A 19,577-nucleotide genomic window follows, 5' to 3' on the forward strand; every position below is an offset into this window, starting at 1 on the left:
AGCGCCTGCCGTGAGATCGCACCCCCACCATCGACGACGCCGGCCGGCGATCGCCGTCGCCGCCCTCGGACTGCTGTTCGGCGGCCTGTTCGTGCCGTCCGGCCAGGCCACCCAGGACGTGACCGTCTCCGGCCCGGTGACCACGGCCGCCGCGGTCACGGTGCCGGAGGCGGACGTCTTCGACGTCGACTTCGAGGACGGCACGCCGGTCGAGCACACCCAGAACCTGCCCCCTCGGACGGTCGGCGCGCCGGTCTACGGCACCGACCCAAGCGTGCCCGGCACCGTCGCGACGTTCGACGGCGACGACGCGCTGGTCTACCCGTTCGGCGGCCAGTGGAGCAAGCTGTCCACGTCGTTCAGCGTCGAGTGCGTCTTCCGGTTCAACGGCACCGGCCCGGACCAGCACGGCAACGTCTGCTCCGACGCCGAGGGCGGCGGCGTGGCCATCGACGTCGGCGGCGGCGCGATGGAGGTGTGGGCGCACATCGGCGGCGCCTACAAGCGGATCAACGCCCGCCTGGAGCCCGGCCGCTGGTACCACGCGATGGCGGTGTGGGACGGCTCCACCCTCTTCCTGTACGTCGACGGCCGGGTCGCGGCGCAGACGGCCGCGACCGGCGCGCTGCGGCTGCCGCCGGCCACGGCGCAGAACTGGGTCGTCGGCGCCGACGCCGCGAGCAACGGCGGCATCCAGTCGTACAGCCTGTCCTCGGTCGAGACCGCGCGGGTCTACAGCCAGGCACTGACCGCCGAACAGGTCGCGGTGCTCGCCGACGCCGCTTTCGAGGAGGAGGAGTCGGTGGTGACGGTGCTCTCGCCGCGGCCGGGCGAGCAGATCGGCGGCGGCACCGTCGCGCTGACCGGCGTGGTCACGGAGCCGGCGGACGTGTCGTACCGGCTCGACGGCGGCGACCCGGTGTCGCTCGGCCGGGTCGACGGCACCTTCGACGCCCAGCTCACCGACGTCCCGACCGGGACGCACACCGTCGAGGTCACCGCTGAGACGGACGGTGGCTCGGCCGAGACCGAGACGGTCGAGTTCAGCGTCGACGCCACCGGCCCCGAGATCACCGTGCGGTCGCCGCTGGACGGCGGGACCTACGACGGCGTGACCGTGACGGTCGACGTGGTGGCCGACGACCCGGCCGGCGTGGAGTCGCTCGAGCTGCTGCTCGACGGCGAGCCGATCAGCGACGGCGCCGTCATCGACCCCGAGGCCGTCACCGACGGCGAGCACACGCTCGTGGCCACCGCCACCGACACACTGCTCAACACCAGCACGAAGACCGTCACGTTCACCACCAGCGGGAACCAGCCGGACCCGCCGGCCGGCCCGGCGCCCGCCGACGGCGCGACGGACGTACCGCCGGGCGCCGCCGAGCTCTCCGTGACGGCGACCGACCCGGCCGGTGATGTGCTCGACGTCGAGTTCAAGCGCGGCTACGAGGGCGACGGTGCGGCCGTCGTGCGCGACGGCTCGTCCACGAACGCCCGGCCGGGCCGCGGCACCGGTGACCCGGCCGCCGACGCCGCCGCCATCGCCGTCGCGGACGGCGAGTCCGCGACGACCAATGCCGAGGCTGCCTACCCGTTCCAGCAGTTCGAGGTCGCCGTGCCCGCGGACGTCGGCGCAACCCGGTTCACCGTCGAGTGGACCGGCGAGGTCCCGCGGGGGCACCGTGCGGAGCTGTCGGTGTGGAACCACACGACGCGGTCCTGGCAGCTGCTCGCCGAGGGCGACGGCGGGCAGCCGCTGACGCTGAGCGGCGCGGCCCGCGTCGACGAGACCGTCCGCGAGGGCGCGGCACAGGTGCTGGTCCAGGACGCCGGCGCGGCGGTCATCGACGATGACGACGTCGTCTCGTTCGCATGGATGAGCGACACCCAGTGGTACTCCAACAAGGAGCCCGAGACCTACCAGAAGATGGTCGACTGGGTGATCACGAACCGGGCGGCGAAGGACCTCGGCTACGGCGTCCACACCGGCGACATCGTCCAGACCCCGAACGCCGCCATCGAGTGGGCGCGCGCCTCGGAGATCATGCGCACCTGGGACGACGCCGGCTTCCCGTACGGCGTCGTGCCGGGCAACCACGACGACGTCGGTGGCGGCGAGTACCGGCCGTACCGTGAGCACTTCGGCGCGGACCGCTATGAGGACAACCCGTGGTACGGCGGCACCGTGGCCGACAACGTCCAGCACTACGACCTGCTGTCGACGCCCAAGGCCGACTTCCTGGTCATGTACCTGGACTGGACGCTGGACGACGGCGAGATCGCCTGGGCCAACGAGGTGATCCGCGCACACCCGGACCACAACGTCATCGTGGCGACGCACTGGTACATCGGCGCCGGTGGCGCGTTCACCGGGCCCGGCCAGCGGATCTTCGACGAGGTCGTCGTCCCGAACGAGAACGTCGACCTGGTGCTGTGCGGGCACATCCACAACACGGCCTACAACATCAAGCACCTCGACGACGGCCGGGTCGTGGTCGAGGTCCTGTACGACACCCAGCAGCTGCCGACCGCGGGCGGCGGCTGGATGCGGACCATCGACTTCGACACCACCGCGCGAACGATGACGCACGACTCGTTCTCCGTGCTGACCCCCGAGGCGGACAGCGCGTTCGGCGACCCGGCGGCGGAGAACTTCACAACGCCGCTGCAGCTGGACACTCCCACCCGCAGCATCGCGACCGACCACCTCGGCGTCAGCGCCTGGGGCGACGCGCGGATCGGCCTGGCGGCGGACGTCGCCTCCGGCGAGCGGGCTACGGTCGCCGTCGACGGCCTGGCGCCGAACACCACCTACCAGTGGTACGCCCAGGCGACCGACGCGGACGGCTACTACGCCACGTCGCCGATCTGGGAGTTCACCACGGGCGCCGGCGTCGGCTCCACGGAGACCGAGGTCACCGTGCGGCCGGCGACGACGACGTACGGGACGCCCGTCGAGGTGTCGGCGACGGTGTCGCCGGCCGGCGCGACCGGGACCATCACCTTCGGCACGGCCGGCGGGGCGCGGTGCGAGGCGACGGTGACCGACGGCGCGGCGAGCTGCTCGCTCGGCGTCCTGGACGCGGGGACGCACGAGGTCTCGGCGGCGTACTCGGGCGACGCCGAGTACGCGCCGTCCACCGGCACCGGGCGGGTGACGGTCCGGCGGGCGCCGGCATGGTTCGCGGCAGCCGCCGCGGACGACACCGTGCCGGCCGGCGAACCCGTGCTGCTGACGGCGACCCTGGCGCCGGCGGCGACCGGCGACGTGCGGTTCACCTCCCGCGGTACGACACTCTGCGTAGCGGTGGTCGAGGACGGCGCGGCGAGCTGCGAGACCGCCGCCGACCTGAAGCCTGGCCCGTACAGCGTCGTCGCGTACTACGACGGCGACGCGAACCACCTGCCGGACCAGGCGAGGTTCGTCGTCCGCGTCCAGCGGTAGTCCCGGCGCCGGCCGCCCCACCTCGGCAGATGGGGCGGCCGGCCCCCCGGTGAGCGCCCACGGAATCCGGCCGATTCCGCGATCCGGGCGAATGACCGGTCGGTAACCGGGCACGATAGGTCTCGTGCCGGAACTGGTTCGCCCCACGGTCGAGGTCCACGAGTCGTGGCTCGAGGCCGTCGGCGAGCCCGGCTACGAGCCGCGCTGGGCCGATGACCTGCAGCTCGCGGACATGGTCCGGCCGGAGGGATTCGCCGCGTACGTGCGCCGGCAGATCGACGACGAGCGCGACGACGCCCCGCGCGCCCGCGGCATGGTCCCGTCGACCCACCTCTGGTACGTCGACGGCCCGATCTTCATCGGCCGGCTGTCGATCCGGCACCACCTGACCCCGTGGCTGCGCGACTACGGCGGCCACATCGGCTACGACGTCCGCCCGTCGGCGCGGCGCCGCGGCCACGCGACGGCGATGCTGCAGCTGGCGATGCCGTGGTCGGCCAAGCTCGGCATCGACCCCGTCCTCGTCACCTGCGACGTCGACAACATCGCATCCCGCAAGGTGATCGAGGCCGCCGGCGGCGTCTTCGAGGACGAGCGGCACGGCAAGCTGCGCTACTGGGTCCCGGCCAGCTGACCGCCGGCCTGGCCCATTTTCCGTTGTGGGGACTCGCCGCTGCCTCAGCCTCACAACCGGGATCTCAGCACGTCGACCTCACAGCCCGGCGCGAACGGGTCGAAGCCGTGCTCGACCAGCCAGCGAATCACCAGCAGGCTTCGCAACGACCACCACGCGCGGATCACGTCGAGGTCGACGTCGGTGCCGTAGCCGGCGATGACGTCGCCGAGGTGTTCCTCGTGTCCGAGCGTCAAGATGGCGAGGTCGAACAGGGCATCACCCTGGCCAGCCTCGGACCAGTCGATGATGCCAGTGATCTCGTCGTCGTCGTCGACGAACACGTGAGTGATCTGCAGGTCGCCGTGCGTGAACACCGGAGTCCACGGCCGGAGCGCGGCCTCGGCGACCTGGCGGTTGCGGGTGACCAGGTCGGCGGGCAGGACGCCGTTCGTCACGAGCCACTCGCACTCGCCGTCGAGATCCGCCGCCAGCTCGTCGCGGCCCCGGCCGGCCCGGCCCGGCCGGGGCGACAGCGGCCCGTCGTGCAGCTTCCGGATGGCGGCACCCGCCCTGGCCCACGCCGCCGGCGACGCGGTCGACGGCTCGCCGAGGCGGCCGAGCGCGGTCCCCGGGACCGCGGCGATCGCGAGCACGGGCGGCTTGCGCCACAGGACTTCCGGGGTCGGGACCGGCGCCAGGGCCATCGCCTCGACCTCGACATCGATGCGCGTCTGATCGGCGTCCACCTTGAGGAATACGTCGCCGACGCGCAGGGTCGCGCGCTCGGAGTGGGCGACGACGACCTTGACCTCATCCATGGGCGACCAGTATCCCGGGGATGATCGTCGACGTCGCCAGGTTTATCGCATGCGATTGCGCGGCTGACCACGTCCCGCTACCCGGCGGCCTCGTGCACAACACTCACCGCTGACCAGGTCAAGCCCACCACTTTGTCATGAGTCCTTAGCCCAGGCGGAGACGTGGGCACGGCTGTCGCCGGTGAACGGAGCGCGGTGCCAGTCGCTCCACCGGCCCCGCAGCGTCAGGCCGGCGAGCCGGCCCATGAGGTCCAGCTCCGACGGCCAGACATAGCGGTGCGGCGACGAGAAGGTCCTGAGCTCGCCGTCGACGGCCCAGTAGTGGTGTGAGACCGCCACCTGGGCGGCGAGGTCGCCGTATTCCTCGAAGCCGAGGTGGTCCGAAGTGCGGGCGAACACATGGAGGGTCTCGCCCGGCGGCAGGCGGCGCAGCTCCGGCACGTAGTTCTCGACGACGAACCGGCCGCCTGGCGCCAGCTGCGCCGCCGCGGTGCGGAAGCACTCCACCTGCTCATCCTGTGTGGTCAGGTTGGTGATGGTGTTGCGTAGCAGGTAGATCAGTGTGAACGTGCCGCCCACGATGGTGCGGGCGAAGTCGCCGACGGTGACGCCGACGGCGTCCGCGCCGGGTTGCGCGCGCAGCCGGGCCACCATGGCCGGTGACAGCTCGACGCCGTGCACCTCGACGCCGCGCCGGCTCAGCGGCAGCGCGATGCGCCCGGTGCCGATGCCGAGCTCCAGCGCCGGACCGCCACAGGCGAGCTCGGCCAGCAGGTCGACCACGGGGTCGACGGCGGCGGACTCGAACAGCTCGGGCCAGACCCGCTCGTACCGCTGCGCCACCCAGTCGTCGAAGTGCGTCTCCGCCATACCGCCAGCATGACCACCCCAAGTGCCGGGCGGCCAGCGGTTTCGGCCCGTGCGCGTCGGGCCGCGAGCCGCCTCAGGCCTGGTGACGGCCGCGCGACGTCACGGGCGCGGTGCGACACGCACGCGCTCGGCGTGGGTGTAGACGTTCATGCCTCCGCCGCGGACGAAGCCGACCAGCGTGAGCCCGCACTCGTCGGCGAGGTCGACGGCGAGGCTGGAGGGAGCGGAGACGGCGGCCAGCACCGGCAGCCCGGCGGCGGCGGCCTTCTGGACCAGCTCGAACGACGCCCGGCCGCTGACCTGCAGCACGTGCCCCTTCAACGGCAGCAGCCCGGCCATCAGCGCCGACCCGATGACCTTGTCGACGGCGTTGTGCCGGCCGACGTCCTCGCGGACCGTCACCACGGCGCCGGTCGCGGCGAACAGGCCGGCCGCGTGCAGGCCGCCGGTGCGGTCGAACACCCGCTGCTCATCGCGCATACGGTCGGGCAGCATGGACAGGACGCCGACGTCGACGCGGGTGGGGTCGTCGGCGAGCCGCCAGCGCAAGGAGGCGCGCACGTCGACCACGCGGTCGGCGCCGCAGACGCCGCAGGCGCTCGTGGTCTCGAAAGCGCGAGTGCGCGGCGGCTCGATGCCGTGGGCGAGGGTCACCTCGATGGTGTTCTGCTCGTCGATGCACTCCTTCATGCCGGCGACGTCGGTGCGGTCGCCGATGGCACCTTCGGCGACCAGCCAGCCGGCGATGAGGTCGAAGTCGTGCCCGGGCGTGCGCATGGTGGAGGTGAGGACCTGGTCGCCGACGCGGACCAGCAGTGGCTCCTCGACCGCCAGTGTGTCGGGGCGCTGGGCCGACCGGCCCGGCCGCAGTCGGAGCACCGGTCGCCGCGTCGTCATCTGCCCCATGGCACCACCGTATGGTCCGGGCTCCGCCACCGTCTCGCTCCGGTTCGAACCGCGCCGGCGCGATCGTCGTAGGGCTTCTCTTACCCAGTTGTCGCCATCCGATCAGCACCGCTCACAACCGGAGCCGGAGACGGCAGATTGCCTGACACCACCGCGACTCAGCGACGAGCGAGAGGGGCCGATGCGAGAGGAGCGAGGGCGCTCCGGGCTGCGCAACGGCGGGCACCGAGCGCTACCGTCGGTTCATGACCACGCGGGCACCGAAGGACGAACACGACGAGGCCGGTCTCCGGGTGGGCGCGCCGGCCACCAGCGCCGCCGGGGTGCCCGGCGTCGTGCACGGGCTGAAGGACGTGCTCGAGCAGGCCGGGGTCCGCCGCGGGGTGAAGACGCTGCGCGTGCTGAACCAGCAGCGCGGCTTCGACTGCCCCGGCTGCGCCTGGCCCGAGCCGGGCAAGCCGCACCTGGCGGAGTTCTGCGAGAACGGCGCCAAGGCGGTGGCCGAGGAGAGCACCGTCCGCCGGGTCGACGCCGCGTTCTTCGCCGAGCACCCGATCGCCGACCTGGGCGGGCGCTCCGACCACTGGCTGGGCCAGCAGGGGCGGCTCACCGAGCCGATGCTGCGCGATGCCGGCGACACCCACTACCGGCCGATCGGCTGGGACGCCGCGTTCGACGTCATCGCCGACGCGTTGCACGGGCTGGCGAGTCCCGACGACGCCGTCTTCTACACGTCCGGGCGCACCAGCAACGAGGCCGCGTTCCTGTACCAGCTGTTCGCCCGCACGCTCGGCACGAACAACCTGCCCGACTGCTCGAACATGTGCCACGAGTCGTCCGGCGCGGCGCTGTCCGAGACGATCGGCATCGGCAAGGGCAGCGTCTCGCTCACCGACATCACCGACCACGCCGACCTCATCGTCGTCGTCGGGCAGAACCCGGGCACCAACCACCCGCGCATGCTCACCGCACTCGAGCACGCGAAGCGGCGCGGCGCGCGCATCGTCGCCGTCAACCCGCTGCCCGAGGCCGGCCTGCACACCTTCAAGAACCCGCAGACCGTCCGCGGCGTCGTCGGCAAGGGCACTCTGCTGTCCGACCTCTACCTGCAGATCCGGCTCGGCGGCGACCTCGCGTTCTTCCAGGCGGTCAACCGCCTGCTGGTCGACGCCGACGTGGTCGACCACGCGTTCATCGACCAATTCACGACGGGGTACGACGACGCCATCGCGGCCTGGCAGACGCTCGACTGGGACGACGTCGGCACGGCGACCGGCCTGCGCCGCGAGGCGATCGAGGCGTTCGTCGCCGAGGTTCGCAACGCGGGCAGCGTCATCGTCTGCTGGGCGATGGGCCTGACGCAGCACAAGAAGGCCGTGCCGACCATCCGCGAGATCGTCAACTTCCTGCTGCTGCGCGGCAACATCGGCCGGCCCGGTGCCGGCGCGTGCCCCGTCCGCGGGCACAGCAACGTGCAGGGCGACCGCACGATGGGCATCTGGGAGAAGCCGCCGGCCGCGTTCCTCGACGCGCTCGAGACGGAGTTCGGCATCACCGCGCCGCGGCGGCCCGGCCACGACACCGTCGACACCATCCGGGCCATGCGCGACGGCCGGGTCGGCGTGTTCATGGCGATGGGCGGCAACTTCGCCGCGGCCACCCCGGACAGCGAGGTGACGGCGGCCGCGTTGCGGGCCGTGCCGCTGACGGTGCACGTGTCGACCAAGCTGAACCGGTCGCACGCCTTGGCCGGGCAACGCTCGATCATCCTGCCGTGCCTGGGCCGGACGGAGCGCGACGTCCAGGCCGGCGGCGAGCAGTTCGTCACCGTCGAGGACTCCATGAGCGTTGTGCACGCGTCGCGCGGCACGCTGCGCCCCGGGTCCGACCAGCTGCGCAGCGAGGTCGCGATCATCTGCGGACTGGCCCGACGGGTGTTCGGCGACGACGGCGCCGGCATCCCGTGGTCGTCCTTCGCGGCGGACTACACGACGGTGCGCGAGCGCATCGCCCGGGTGGTCCCCGGCTTCGACGACTACGAGGCGCGCGTCGCCGTGCCCGGCGGCTTCGTGCTGCCGCATCCGCCGCGCGACTCCCGCTCCTTCCCGACGGCCAGCGGCAAGGCGCAGTTCAGCGTCAACGAGCTGGAGGTGCTGCGGGTCCCGCCAGGCCGGCTGATCCTGCAGACGGTCCGCTCGCACGACCAGTTCAACACCACCATCTACGGCCTCGACGACCGCTACCGCGGCATCCGCGACGGCCGCCGGGTGGTGTTCGTGAACCCGGCCGACCTCGCCGAGCTGGGCATCGCCGACGGCGCCATGGTCGATCTCGTCAGCGAATGGAGCGACGGCGACCGCCGCGCGTCGTCGTTCCGGGTGGTGTCCTACCCGACGGCGCCGGGCTGCGCGGCGGCGTACTTCCCAGAGACCAACGTGCTCGTGCCGCTGGACCACACCGCCGAGGTCAGCAACACGCCGGCGGCGAAGTCCGTGGTCATCCGGCTGGAGCCGGCCGCGTCCTGACCCGCTGCGGCGCTTCGACCAGCCGCTGCAGCGCCTTCAAATCGCCGGTCACCGTCAGCCGGCCGGCGGCGACCGCGTCGTCGAGCGGCTCGGCGCCGTCGAGCACGGCCTGCCAGGCCGCCTTCGTCGTGCGGACGAGGACCTCGGGCGCGGTGGCCGCCGGGCCGCGGGCCAGCTCCGTCAGCCGGCCGTCCTCGACCCGCAGCCGGTAGACGTCGCGGCCAAGCGCGATCTCGTAGCTCGCGGTCCACGGCTCGCGCGGCCCGCCGTCGCCGGCGAAGAAGGTGCGCAGGCCGAGCATGACGGAGTCGGCGCTGACCTCGCCGGTCAGCGGCAGCACGGGCGACCGCACGCCCCAGCGGGCCAGTGCCTGGAAGACCAACTCCAGGCCGGCGCCCCACCCGGTCAGCTCGTACACCCGGGCGGCGGCCGGCGGCGGCAGCTCACGGCGGCGCAACACGCCGTACTCCTCCAGCTCCCTGAGCCGCTTCGACAGCACGGCCGGCGTGATGCCCGGCAGCGCCTCCTGCAGGTCGCGATAGCGGCGCGGGCCGAGCCGCAGCTCACGGACGACGAGCAGCGCCCAGCGCTCGCCGACGATGTCGAGCGAGAGGGCGATCGGACAGCCCTCGCCGTAGGTCCGGGTCACTTGCACCTCCGTTCGAGCTATGAGAAGAATAGCACTAGCTACATTTTCCATAGCGAGGAGCGGACGATGACCGAGCGGATGGTCCCAGCCGGCGACGCCCAGCTGTGCGCCGAGGGGTTCGGGTCACCGGACGACCCGGCGATCCTGCTGATCGGCGGCGCGGCCGCCTCGATGGACTACTGGGAGGACGAGTTCTGCGAGCGGATCGCGGCGGCCGGGCGGCACGTCATCCGGTACGACCTGCGCGACACCGGGCGGTCCACCGCGTATCCGGCGGGTTCACCCGGCTACACCGGCGCTGAGCTGGTGACCGACGCGCTGGCCGTGCTCGACGGGTACGGCCTGCCGGCCGCACACCTCTACGGCATCTCGATGGGCGGAGGCATCGCGCAGGAGATCGCCGTCCTGCACCCCTCGCGGGTTCAGACGCTGACCCTGCAGTCGACCAGCCCAGCGGGACCCGGTGGGCCGGACCGTCCCGACCTGCCGCCGATGGAGCCGCAGGTGGCGGCGCTGTTCGCGTCGGAGGCGCCGCAGCCGGACTGGTCCGACCGCGAGGCCGCCATCGAGGCGCTGATCGAGGGCGAGCGGCCGTTCGACGGCGCCATCCCGCCCGATCTGGCGCGGGTGCGCGCGGTGGTGACGCGGATGTACGACCGCACGACGGACGTCGCCGCCAGTCAGACCAACCACTGGATCCTGGAGGGCGGCGAGCTGGACCGCGGCAAGCTGGCCGAGATCACCGCGCCGACGCTGGTGCTGCACGGCACCGCCGATCCGCTCCTCCCGTTCCCGCACGCCGAGGCGCTGGCGCGCGAGATCCCCGGCGCGCGGCTGGTCCCGCTGCCCGGCATGGGCCACCAGTACCCGCCGCGGGCCGTCTGGGACACCGTCGTCGCCGAGCTCGTCGCCCACACCGCGTGAGCGTGCACCGGGGTTCTGCTGCGTTCGCGGGGAGGATCTGGGCACGCCTCGCCGTCTCCTGAGCCCGTTTCGCCCTGTTCGCCGGACTATGGACAGCGATGATCATCAACGATCGCGGACACCACCAGGATTACCCGAGCCTCAACACGCCTACAACCGTGTTGAGGCTCGGGTAATCCTGGTGACGGCCCCTGAAACAGCCCCGTCCGTCTACGCGGGACCCGGGCCGGCGGCGAAGCCGGCGCCGCCCTCGGCGACCGCGACCACGTCGAACGGCTCCTGCAGGATCGGCGCCGACCCGATGAGCTTCGAGCCGGGCGAGTCCGCGGCCGTCTGTGCGAACGAGGCGGCGAACGCGTCGCGTGCCGCCGCGGTCTCGAACACGTAAGTGCCCTCGAACCACTCGCCCGGCCGCATGCGCCAGGTCTTGAAGCGCAGGCCGTCCATGCCGGTGAACCGGGCCAGCGAGGTGTCGTGGACGTACTCGCGCAGCGCCGCGTCGACGCCGTCGGGCGCCTCGGCCAGCGACCAGCGCACGCTCAGTCCGTACATGTGTCCTCCCGGAGGTGTCAGGCGACCGGCGCGCCGGCCTCGAGCCAGTACAGCAGGGCCCGCACGCCGAACCCCGTACCGCCCTTGACCAGCTCGTTCTTGTCGGAGTCGGCGCGGGCCGGCCCGGCGATGTCCAGGTGCGCCCACGGCACGTCGCCGACGAAGCGCTGGAGGAACAGCGCCGCCATGATCGACCCGCCGCCGAGGTGGGCGGTGTCGATGTGCGAGACGTCGGCGATCGAGGAGTCCAGGCCGAACCGGTAGTCCTCGACCAGCGGCATCCGCCACAGCCGCTCCCCCGCGGCCTCGCCGGCCTCGCGCAGCGTGGCGGCCAGCTCGTCCGACGTCGAGAACAGCGCGCCGTGGCCGCGGCCGAGCGCCGTCGTGGCGGCGCCGGTGAGCGTGGCGACGTCGACGATGACCGTCGGCTCCAGCTCCGCGACGGCGTAGCCGATGCCGTCGGCCAGCACCAGGCGGCCCTCGGCGTCGGTGTTGAGCACCTCGACCGTCGTGCCGTCGTACTGGCGGATGACGTCGCTAGGGCGCTGCGCGTTCGCGCCGGGCATGTTCTCGGCAGCCGCGACCAGCCCGGTGACGCGGACGCCGACGCCCAGCTCGCGCACGGCCGAGAGGACGCCCATGACGACGGCGCCGCCGGTCATGTCCGTCTTCATCGGGACCATGGCCTCGCGCGGCTTCAGCGACAGCCCGCCGGTGTCGTACGTGATGCCCTTGCCGACGAGCACGACGTGCGGCGTGTCCCGGCCCGCCTTCGGCGGCTCGTACCGCAGCGCGATGAGCCGCGGCGGCCGCTCGGATCCCTGGCCGACCGCCAGGATGCCGCCGAAGCCCTCGTCGGCCAGCGCCTTCTCGTCGCGCACCCGGACGTCGAGCCCATGTTCGGCGCCGAGCCGGCGGGCCTGCTCGGCCAGCCACTCCGGGTCCTTGACGTTCGACGGGGTCTGCGCGAGGTCGCGGGCGGTCCAACTGGCGCCGGCGACCGCGACGGCCGCGGCGACGACGTCCGCGCGGGCGCCGTCGCCGGCCAGCACCAGCGTGCCCAGCGGCCGCTTCGCCTCCGGCAGCGGCGTGCCACGGAAGCCGCCGAGCGCGTACGTGGCCAGCACGGCGCCCTCGACGAACGCGCGCGTGGCAGCGTCGTCGGCGGTCGCGGTGACGGCGGAGGCCAGCCGGTCGGTGCCGCGGGCCGCCCGGGCCAGCGCGGCGCCGGCCTTCCGGTACGCCGCCGCCGACCCGTCGCCGAGACCCATCAGCAGCACCCGGGTGACGTCGACCTCGCCGTCGACGCTGGCGGCACCGCGACCCTCGGCGAACACCGGGACGGACACGACCTCGCCGGCCTTGCCGGTGCCGCCGTCGCGTTCGAGCGCGGCGAACAGGTCCAGCCCCAGCGCCTCGGCGACCTCCGCGCCGCCGGGACCGATCCACGGCGAGCCGGCGCCGTCGCCGGCCGGGTCGGGCACGTCGTCGGGCCACACGGCCAGCGCCAGCACGCCGGCCTCGGCGTCGAGCAGCGGCCGCGGGTCGACTACGACCTCGGTGGGGCGAACAGTGCTCTCAGCTGACACGCGTACTCCTCGTCCTGACTCCCGGTCCTCTGGGCAGAGTAATGCCCCCGCCCAGCGCCGCAGGCGCCGGACGAGGGCACCTATTCAATGCTCACGGCAACGACACGTCAGCCGACGACATCCTTCAACGCATCACCCAGAGCGCCGGCCTCGTCAGCAGTGAGCTCGACGACCAGACGACCGCCACCCTCGATCGGGACCCGCATGACAATGCCGCGACCCTCCTTGGTGACCTCGAGCGGCCCATCGCCAGTCCGCGGCTTCATCGCCGCCATCCGCGCACCCCTTCCTTCTTCAGGCGCACACCCAAACCCCCTGATGTTCAGGGAGCACCAGCCGTGTGCGTCACGATGGAGGTCATTATCCCGCATGTTGGTCGTCGCGGGGAGACCGCGGTCGGTATGTCCTCACCTGGTGATCCCGGATCGGCGGACGTGACTGTCGGTGCGGGCTGGCAGGATGGAGGACTGTGAACGCCAGATCTGCCCTGTTCGACCTCTATGGCGATCACGTGCGCTCGCGCGGCGGGAAGGCACGGGTCGCCGCGCTGGTGCGGCTGCTCGCCCCGCTCGGCATCGCCGCGCCGGCGGTGCGCACGGCCGTGTCACGCATGGTCAAGCAGGGCTGGCTGCGTCCGGTCCGCATCGACGGCTCGCCCGGCTACGAGCTCACCGAGCGGGCCGACCGCCGCCTCGAGGACGCCGCCGCGCGCATCTACCGCACCGACGGCCGCGGCGAGTGGGACGGCCGCTGGCACGTCGTCGTGCCTGAGCGGTCGGCACAACGGGCCGCCCGCGAGCGGCTGCGCAACGGGCTGGCCTACCTCGGCTACGCGCCGGTCGGCGACGGCACCTGGATCGCCGCCCGCCCGTCGCCCGAGCTGGTGTCGCTGCTCGACGCCGAGGATTTGCGGGCCGAGAGGTTCAGCGCCCGGCACCAGGGCGACGACGCCGAGCTGGTGCGCCGCGCGTGGGACCTCGACGCCGTCGGCCGGTCCTACCTGCGCTGGCTGGCCGACGCCCGCGGCCTGCTCGACACGCTGCCCGACCGGCCCACCGACGAGCAGGCGTTCGCCGTCCGCAGCCGGCTCGTGCACGAGTGGCGCAAGTTCCTGTTCACCGATCCCGGCCTGCCGCGCGAGCTGCTGCCCGCGCTCTGGCCCGGCGACGACGCCGCCGCCTTCTTCGACGAGCACGCCGCGCGGCTGCAGCCCGCCGCCGGCCGGTTCGTCGACGCCTGCTTGTCCGCCGGAACCGCCAAGGAAGGTGACCAGTGAGCCCGGTGCGCTACGAGGTCGCCGACGGCGTCGGCGTCATCACGCTCGACCGGCCCGAGGCCATGAACAGCCTCGACACCGCCACCAAGGTGGCTCTGCGCGACACCGTCGTGGCGGCGGAGTCCGACGACGCCGTCCGGGCGGTCGTGCTCACCGGCTCCGGCCGGGCGTTCTGCGTCGGGCAGGACCTCAAGGAGCACGCCCAGGCGCTCGCATCCGGCGACTCCGGCCTGGCCACCACGGTGCGCGAGCACTACAACCCGACGGTCCGGACGCTGCTCACCATGCCCAAGCCGGTGGTGGCGGCGGTCAACGGCGTCGCTGCCGGCGCCGGCGCGTCGTACGCGTTCGCCTGCGACCTTCGCATCGTCGCCGACTCCGCGGGGTTCAACCTCGCGTTCGCCGCCATCGGGCTGTCGTCCGACACCGGGTCGTCGTGGACACTGCCCCGGCTGGTCGGCTGGGCGAAGGCGCGCGAGCTGCTGTTCCTCCCCCGCACCGTCAAGGCCGACGAGGCGCTCGCGCTGGGGCTGGCGACGGAGGTCGTTCCGGTCGAGTCGGTGCTGCCGCGGGCCATGGAGCTGGCCCGCGGGTTCGCCGCCGGCCCGACACTGGCCTACGCGGCGCTGCGCCGGGCGCTGGAGTTCTCCGCAACACACGGCCTCGACGAGTCACTGGACCACGAGGCCGACATGATGCAGTGGACCGGCGCGTCCGACGACCACCGCGCCGCCGTCGAAGCGTTCCTGGCCAAGCAGCAGGCGGTGTTCCGTGGCCGCTGACCTCGTCGAGGGCCCCGGCGGCAAGGCCCGCTGCCCGTGGGGCCTCAGCACTCCCGACTACGTCGCCTACCACGACGACGAGTGGGGCCGCCCCGTCCACGGCGACGTCGCGCTGTACGAGCGGCTCACCCTGGAGGCGTTCCAGTCCGGCTTGTCGTGGCTGACCATCCTGCGCAAACGTGACGGCTTCCGGAAGGCGTTCGCCGGCTTCGACCCCGCCGTCGTGGCGGCGTACGACGCGGCCGACGAGGCGCGGCTGATGGCCGACACCGGCATCGTGCGCAACCGCGCCAAGGTCGCGGCGGCAATCGCCAACGCGCGAGCGCTGGTGGCCCTGCAGGACGCCGGCGGCGACGGCGCACTCGACCGGCTGATCTGGTCGTTCGCCCCCGACCCCGGCAGCCGGCCGGCGCCTGTCTCGCTGGCCGACGTTCCCCCGGTCACGCCCGAGTCGACGGCGCTGGCGAAGGCCCTGAAGAAGCACGGCTTCGTCTTCGTCGGCCCCACCACGGCGTACGCCACCATGCAGGCGTGCGGCCTGGTCAACGACCACCTGGCCGGCTGCTTCGCCCGCTGACCCTCCGCCCGCTCGCACGGCGGAAATGATCACGTTGAGTAGGTGTACTCCCGCTTCACCCGGATCGCATGCCTGGTGAAGCGGGAGAAGCTCTCGTGGTGGCCCGCGCCGCATTCGCCCGGCGACCGTCTCAGCGCCCCTCGACATACGCGGCGAACCGGCGCAGGGCGACCCTGAGCCCGAACCGCACCGCCGGCAGCACGACTGGCCAACCCACGCGGCCGACCGCGCCGAACGGCAGCTCCAACCGCTCCTCCCACACGACCTCGCACGATGCCCCGTCCAGCGAACGCACCGCGAACACGCCCGGCCCGCGCACCAGCCGGCCGGTGTGCAGCACCTCGCACCGGTGCGGCGGCTCCCAGGCGGTCACGATCATCGTGTCCAGGAACCCGGCCCGCCCCACACCGGTCCAGGCCTCCATCCGCGCGCCCACCTCCCGGCCGTCGCCCGGGCCGAGCACCCGGACCCGGGTCAGCGGCATCCACGCGCCCTGCGCCGGCCAGTCGGTGAGCACGTGCCATACGACGTCGGCCGGGGCGGCGACCCGCCGCGCCACCACGACGTCAGCGCTCACGCCCGTGCCCCGCGGCTCACCACGCACCCCACTGCTCATCCCGCACTCCCAGCGCCCGGGCGACGACCTCAGCGCCTGCCACTTACCCAGTCACCGGCGTCAGGCCCCACCGGCCGCGTCGCCGGGGTGGGCCGGACGGCGGCGCGGGAGCGGGTCGGCCTCGGCGGCGGGCCGGACCAGCGGCGCGTTGCCGAGCCCTGGGATCCGCGACTCCAGCTCGGCCAGCCGGTGGTCGCGCCAGGCCAATTCGCGCTGCAGCCGGTCGAGGACGGTGTCGACCTGATCCATGCGGTAGCCGCGGTGCACGACCGAGAAACGCAGCTCGGCGACGTCACCAGAGTGCACGGCGCCGTCGGGCAGCAGCTGGGCCGCACCCCCGGACACCTCGGGCTGCAGCACGTCGCCGCGGCCGAGCACCAGCAGGACCGCGCCGAACAGCACGGCCGCGGCCACGATCACGAAGACGACGAACACGCCTCAAGGGTGCCACGTCCGGCGTTCCACCTCCGCGCCACACCAGGCAACATGGCGTGCGAGGCTTACCGGCGTACGAGGATCCGCCGCCGACACGAACCCGAAGGAGTCCTGTGGGTGTCCTACGCCTGGGCCGGTCGACGTTCCCGCCCGGACGGTTCGCCGTCATGGCGATCGTGAACCGCACCCCCGACTCCTTCTACGACCAGGGTGCGACGTTCACGTTCGACCACGCCTGGCTCCGCGTGGAGCAGGTGGTGGCCGAGGGCGCGGACATCATCGACGTCGGCGGGGTGAAGGCCGGCGCCGGCGAGCACGTCAGCGAGGACGAGGAGATCGCCCGCGTCAGCGACCTGGTCAGCGCGATCCGCGAGACCTACCCGCAGGTCGTCGTCAGCGTCGACACCTATCGGGCCCGGACGGCGGACGCGCTGTGCGCGGCGGGCGCCGACCTCGTCAACGACACCTGGGCCGGTGCCGACCCGGGCGTCGCCGCCGTCGCCGCGCGGTACGGCGCCGGGCTGGTCTGCAGCCACACCGGCGGCATGCGGCCGCGGACGCTGCCACACCGGGTCGGCTACGACGACGTGGTCGCGGACGTCGTCGCGCACACCGTCACGCTGGCCGAGCGGGCGGCGGAGCTGGGCGTGCCGCGCGAGAGCATCCTGATCGACCCGACGCACGACTTCGGCAAGAACACCTTCCACTCGCTGGAGTTGACCCGCCGGCTGGACGAGCTGGTGGCGACCGGCTGGCCGGTGCTGGTCAGCCTGTCGCGCAAGGACTTCGTCGGCGAGACGCTGGACCTCCCCGTCGACGAGCGGCTGCCAGGCACACTGGCGGCCACCGCGGTCTCCGCCTGGCACGGCGCCCGGGTGTTCCGCGCCCACGACGTCGCCGCCACCCGGCAGGTGCTCGACATGGTCGCGTCGATCCGCGGCGACCGGCCGCCGGCGGCCCCCTTCCGCGGCCTCACCTGAGCGAGCCGCCTCTGAGGGCACCTCACCCCGCCCGATCCCTGCCTCAGGCCCCCTCAGGCCACCCTCAGCCGCCGAGTAAGGCCCCGTTCACCTGGGAAGATGCGGCAGTCACCCCATGTGGAGACCACCCCTTACGGACCAGACTCGTCAGTGTCAGTCAGACGAAGCACCGAGAGAGGTCCGGTCATGAACAGCACGTACGTCGCCCAGCTCGTCCACGAGGAGCGCGCGGGCCGGCTGCGGGCCGAGGCCGACGCCGATCGCCTCGCCCGTACCGCCCGCCGTGCCGCCAGGCGACAGAGCGGCCGCCGGTCGGGATGGTTGGTCCGCCACCTGCCCAGCCGCCACGCGGCCTGACCCACGAGCAGCCACCCCAGGCCCCGGTGTCCACCCGGACACCGGGGCCTCGTCCCTTCCGGGGCGCGAAACCTATGTGCCCGGAGTAGGCCGGGCGTAGCAGGATGGTCACCGTGGCGTTGGCAGTGACGAGTCCCGCGATGGTCGGCCGTGACGAGCAGCTCGGCGGCCTGCGGTCGGCGCTGGCCTCCGCCACGAGCGGCGTCCCGGTCACGGTGGTGCTGGGCGGCGAGGCGGGTGTCGGCAAGACCCGGCTGGTGACGGAGTTCGCCGCCGAGGCGGAGCGCGATGGCACCCGGGTGATCGTCGGCCAGTCCGTGAACCTCGGCGGCGACGGGCTCGCGTACGCCCCGATCACCGGCGCGCTGCGCGAGCTGGCCGCCCAGCTCGGCACCGATGCGTTGCTGGCCGCCGCCGGTCCCGGGCGGGCCGCGCTGACCAGCCTGCTGCCCGACCTCCCTCGCCGGGGCGACGAGCCGGCCGGCACCAGCCAGGGCCGCGTCTTCGAGGCGGTCACCGGCCTGCTCGAGCAGGTCGCCGCCGACCGTCCGCTGGTGCTGGTGCTCGAGGACCTGCATTGGGCCGACCGCGCCACGCGGCAGCTGCTCGGCTTCGCGGTCCGGGCGCTGGGCAGCGCCCGCGTGCTCGTCGTCGGCACCTACCGCAGCGACGAGCTGTCCCGCGACCACCCGCTCCGGCTGCTGCTGGCCGAGCTGGAGCGGGTCCGGACGGTGCACCGCATCGACGTGCCGCGGCTGACCGAGCACGAGGTCGCCGAGCAGCTCACCGCACTGGCCGGGGCGCGGCCGCCCGCCGACGCCGTCCGCCGCATCCACGCCCGCAGCGAGGGCGTGCCGTTCTTCGTCGAGCAGCTGGCCGACCTCGACGACGGCACGACGCTGCCCGAATCGCTGCGCGATCTGCTGCTGGTCCGGGTCGAGCAGCTGTCCGAGGACTCGCAGCGGCTGGTGCGGCTGCTCGCCGTCGGCAACGACCGCGTGGGGCACGACCTGCTGGCCGCCGTCGCGGCCGTCGACCCCGACGCCCTGGACCGAACGCTGCGCGAGGCGGTGTCGGCCAACGTGCTGCGGGTCGACGGCGACGGATACGCGTTCCGGCACGCGCTGGTCCGCGAGGCCGTCCACGACGACCTGCTGCCCGGTGAGCACGCCCGGCTGCACGCCCTCTACGCGGCAACGCTGGAACGGCGGCTGGAGTCCGGCGCCGGGCCGCGCCGGGCGGTCACCGCCGAGGCCGCCCACCACTGGTTCTGTGCGCACGAGCACGAGAAGTCGTTCGCGGCCTCGCTGCGGGCGGCTGCCGAGGCGCGCTCGCTGGCCGCCTACGACGAGGCGCAGCGCAACTTCGAGCGCGCGCTGGAGCTGTGGGACCAGGTCCCCGGGGCCGCTGAGAAGGCCGGGTTCGACCACGTCGAGCTGCTGGCCCGCACCGCCTCGGCCGCGAACAACGCCGGCGAGGTGGACCGCGCCCGCGCCCTGGTCGAGGCCGCCCTGACGGAGGCGAGGGCGGCCGGCGATGCCGTCGAGCCCAGCCGGCTGGCCCGGCTGATCGGCTTCCGCGCGCTGCTGCTCAGCGAGCTCGGGCTGCCGGGCGCCACCGACGAGATGCGCCGCGCGCTGGAATTGATCCCGCCCGACCC

General features: G+C 73.2%; 19 protein-coding genes. 10 read left to right on the forward strand and 9 right to left on the reverse strand.

What is annotated here, in order from left to right; genetic code table 11:
- The first annotated feature begins 10 nt into the window (after positions 1–10).
- Together E1262_RS27365 and E1262_RS27370 are read left to right on the forward strand one after the other, a co-directional pair.
- Positions 11–3,445: an Ig-like domain repeat protein gene (locus E1262_RS27365; RefSeq protein WP_132107521.1), complete on the forward strand. Its 3,435-nt coding sequence runs from the start codon at positions 11–13 to the stop codon at positions 3,443–3,445.
- A gap of 124 nt (positions 3,446–3,569) precedes the next feature.
- Positions 3,570–4,079, forward strand: coding sequence for a GNAT family N-acetyltransferase (locus tag E1262_RS27370; RefSeq protein ID WP_132107522.1), 510 nt, complete (start codon positions 3,570–3,572; stop codon positions 4,077–4,079).
- 50 nt (positions 4,080–4,129) lie between these two features.
- Here the strand turns inward: E1262_RS27370 and E1262_RS27375 are convergent, their stop codons facing one another.
- From E1262_RS27375 to fdhD, 3 genes are all read right to left on the reverse strand, one after another.
- A complete protein-coding gene (locus E1262_RS27375; RefSeq protein WP_132107523.1) occupies positions 4,130–4,879 on the reverse strand; it encodes an aminoglycoside phosphotransferase family protein in 750 nt (249 codons plus the stop codon).
- Positions 4,880–5,014: 135 nt separating this feature from the next.
- Positions 5,015–5,749 carry a class I SAM-dependent DNA methyltransferase gene (locus E1262_RS27380; RefSeq protein WP_132107524.1) on the reverse strand — a complete coding sequence of 245 codons (735 nt, stop codon included), beginning with the start codon at positions 5,747–5,749 and terminating at the stop codon, positions 5,015–5,017.
- Between the two features lie 99 nt (positions 5,750–5,848).
- The gene (gene fdhD, locus E1262_RS27385) at positions 5,849–6,655 is read right to left on the reverse strand and encodes a formate dehydrogenase accessory sulfurtransferase FdhD (protein WP_203454547.1); all 807 of its coding nucleotides are present in this window, start codon (positions 6,653–6,655) and stop codon (positions 5,849–5,851) included.
- 245 nt (positions 6,656–6,900) lie between these two features.
- Between fdhD and E1262_RS27390 the strand changes: the two genes are divergently transcribed.
- Positions 6,901–9,180 carry an FdhF/YdeP family oxidoreductase gene (locus E1262_RS27390; RefSeq protein WP_132107526.1) on the forward strand — a complete coding sequence of 760 codons (2,280 nt, stop codon included), beginning with the start codon at positions 6,901–6,903 and terminating at the stop codon, positions 9,178–9,180.
- Here the strand turns inward: E1262_RS27390 and E1262_RS27395 are convergent.
- Complete coding sequence (locus tag E1262_RS27395) at positions 9,152–9,829, reverse strand: winged helix-turn-helix transcriptional regulator (protein WP_203454548.1); 678 nt, start codon at positions 9,827–9,829, stop codon at positions 9,152–9,154. The two genes, E1262_RS27390 and E1262_RS27395, sit on opposite strands and share 29 nt — an antisense overlap.
- Positions 9,830–9,895: 66 nt before the next feature.
- Here E1262_RS27395 and E1262_RS27400 point away from each other — a divergent pair, with 66 nt between their 5' ends.
- A complete protein-coding gene (locus E1262_RS27400; protein WP_132107528.1) occupies positions 9,896–10,753 on the forward strand; it encodes an alpha/beta fold hydrolase in 858 nt (285 codons plus the stop codon).
- Positions 10,754–10,963: 210 nt separating this feature from the next.
- Here the strand turns inward: E1262_RS27400 and E1262_RS27405 are convergent, their stop codons facing one another.
- From E1262_RS27405 to E1262_RS27415, 3 genes are all read right to left on the reverse strand, one after another.
- Positions 10,964–11,305 carry a hypothetical protein gene (locus E1262_RS27405; RefSeq protein WP_132107529.1) on the reverse strand — a complete coding sequence of 114 codons (342 nt, stop codon included), beginning with the start codon at positions 11,303–11,305 and terminating at the stop codon, positions 10,964–10,966.
- Positions 11,306–11,322: 17 nt separating this feature from the next.
- Positions 11,323–12,894, reverse strand: a complete 1,572-nt coding sequence (locus E1262_RS27410) for a leucyl aminopeptidase (RefSeq protein ID WP_203454549.1) — start codon at positions 12,892–12,894, stop codon at positions 11,323–11,325.
- Between the two features lie 107 nt (positions 12,895–13,001).
- On the reverse strand, positions 13,002–13,169 hold the full coding sequence (locus E1262_RS27415; RefSeq protein WP_069114398.1) for a DUF3117 domain-containing protein: 168 nt from the start codon (positions 13,167–13,169) through the stop codon (positions 13,002–13,004).
- 194 nt (positions 13,170–13,363) lie between these two features.
- Between E1262_RS27415 and E1262_RS27420 the strand changes: the two genes are divergently transcribed.
- The 3 genes from E1262_RS27420 to E1262_RS27430 are packed head-to-tail and all read left to right on the forward strand — an operon-like array spanning position 13,364 to position 15,529.
- Positions 13,364–14,170, forward strand: coding sequence for a PaaX family transcriptional regulator (locus E1262_RS27420; protein WP_132107530.1), 807 nt, complete (start codon positions 13,364–13,366; stop codon positions 14,168–14,170).
- Positions 14,167–14,952 carry an enoyl-CoA hydratase-related protein gene (locus E1262_RS27425; protein ID WP_238993075.1) on the forward strand — a complete coding sequence of 262 codons (786 nt, stop codon included), beginning with the start codon at positions 14,167–14,169 and terminating at the stop codon, positions 14,950–14,952. Before E1262_RS27420 ends, E1262_RS27425 begins: the two co-directional genes overlap by 4 nt.
- Positions 14,942–15,529, forward strand: coding sequence for a DNA-3-methyladenine glycosylase I (locus E1262_RS27430; RefSeq protein WP_132107531.1), 588 nt, complete (start codon positions 14,942–14,944; stop codon positions 15,527–15,529). The genes E1262_RS27425 and E1262_RS27430 overlap by 11 nt, the downstream gene beginning before the upstream one ends.
- Before the next feature lie 130 nt (positions 15,530–15,659).
- Here E1262_RS27430 and E1262_RS27435 read toward each other — a convergent pair whose 3' ends face one another.
- Positions 15,660–16,106: an SRPBCC family protein gene (locus E1262_RS27435; RefSeq protein ID WP_238993076.1), complete on the reverse strand. Its 447-nt coding sequence runs from the start codon at positions 16,104–16,106 to the stop codon at positions 15,660–15,662.
- Positions 16,107–16,205: 99 nt separating this feature from the next.
- The gene (locus tag E1262_RS27440) at positions 16,206–16,580 is read right to left on the reverse strand and encodes a DivIVA domain-containing protein (RefSeq protein ID WP_132107533.1); all 375 of its coding nucleotides are present in this window, start codon (positions 16,578–16,580) and stop codon (positions 16,206–16,208) included.
- Between the two features lie 167 nt (positions 16,581–16,747).
- Here E1262_RS27440 and folP point away from each other — a divergent pair, with 167 nt between their 5' ends.
- The 3 genes from folP to E1262_RS27450 all read left to right on the forward strand — a co-directional run.
- Entirely contained in the window at positions 16,748–17,560 is an 813-nt protein-coding gene (gene folP, locus E1262_RS27445; RefSeq protein ID WP_132107537.1) for a dihydropteroate synthase, read from the forward strand.
- A 186-nt stretch (positions 17,561–17,746) separates the two neighbouring features.
- Positions 17,747–17,917, forward strand: a complete 171-nt coding sequence (locus E1262_RS30625) for a hypothetical protein (protein ID WP_162606112.1) — start codon at positions 17,747–17,749, stop codon at positions 17,915–17,917.
- Between the two features lie 113 nt (positions 17,918–18,030).
- Positions 18,031–19,577: ATP-binding protein (locus E1262_RS27450; protein ID WP_162606113.1), on the forward strand; the 1,547-nt coding region annotated here is incomplete at its 3' end.

This window comes from Jiangella aurantiaca (assembly GCF_004349105.1).
Lineage (GTDB): Bacteria > Actinomycetota > Actinomycetes > Jiangellales > Jiangellaceae > Jiangella > Jiangella aurantiaca.

What these genes read in the sequence shown, in the direction of transcription:
- E1262_RS27405 (WP_132107529.1), bottom strand. Translation starts at nt 11,305, where the DNA reads ATGTACGGACTGAGCGTGCGCTGGTCGCTGGCCGAGGCGCCCGACGGC.
- folP (WP_132107537.1), top strand. Translation starts at nt 16,748, where the DNA reads ATGGCGATCGTGAACCGCACCCCCGACTCCTTCTACGACCAGGGTGCG.
- E1262_RS27415 (WP_069114398.1), bottom strand. Translation starts at nt 13,169, where the DNA reads ATGGCGGCGATGAAGCCGCGGACTGGCGATGGGCCGCTCGAGGTCACC.
- E1262_RS27390 (WP_132107526.1), top strand. Translation starts at nt 6,901, where the DNA reads ATGACCACGCGGGCACCGAAGGACGAACACGACGAGGCCGGTCTCCGG.
- fdhD (WP_203454547.1), bottom strand. Translation starts at nt 6,655, where the DNA reads ATGGGGCAGATGACGACGCGGCGACCGGTGCTCCGACTGCGGCCGGGC.
- E1262_RS27380 (WP_132107524.1), bottom strand. Translation starts at nt 5,749, where the DNA reads ATGGCGGAGACGCACTTCGACGACTGGGTGGCGCAGCGGTACGAGCGG.
- E1262_RS27400 (WP_132107528.1), top strand. Translation starts at nt 9,896, where the DNA reads ATGACCGAGCGGATGGTCCCAGCCGGCGACGCCCAGCTGTGCGCCGAG.
- E1262_RS27375 (WP_132107523.1), bottom strand. Translation starts at nt 4,879, where the DNA reads ATGGATGAGGTCAAGGTCGTCGTCGCCCACTCCGAGCGCGCGACCCTG.
- E1262_RS30625 (WP_162606112.1), top strand. Translation starts at nt 17,747, where the DNA reads ATGAACAGCACGTACGTCGCCCAGCTCGTCCACGAGGAGCGCGCGGGC.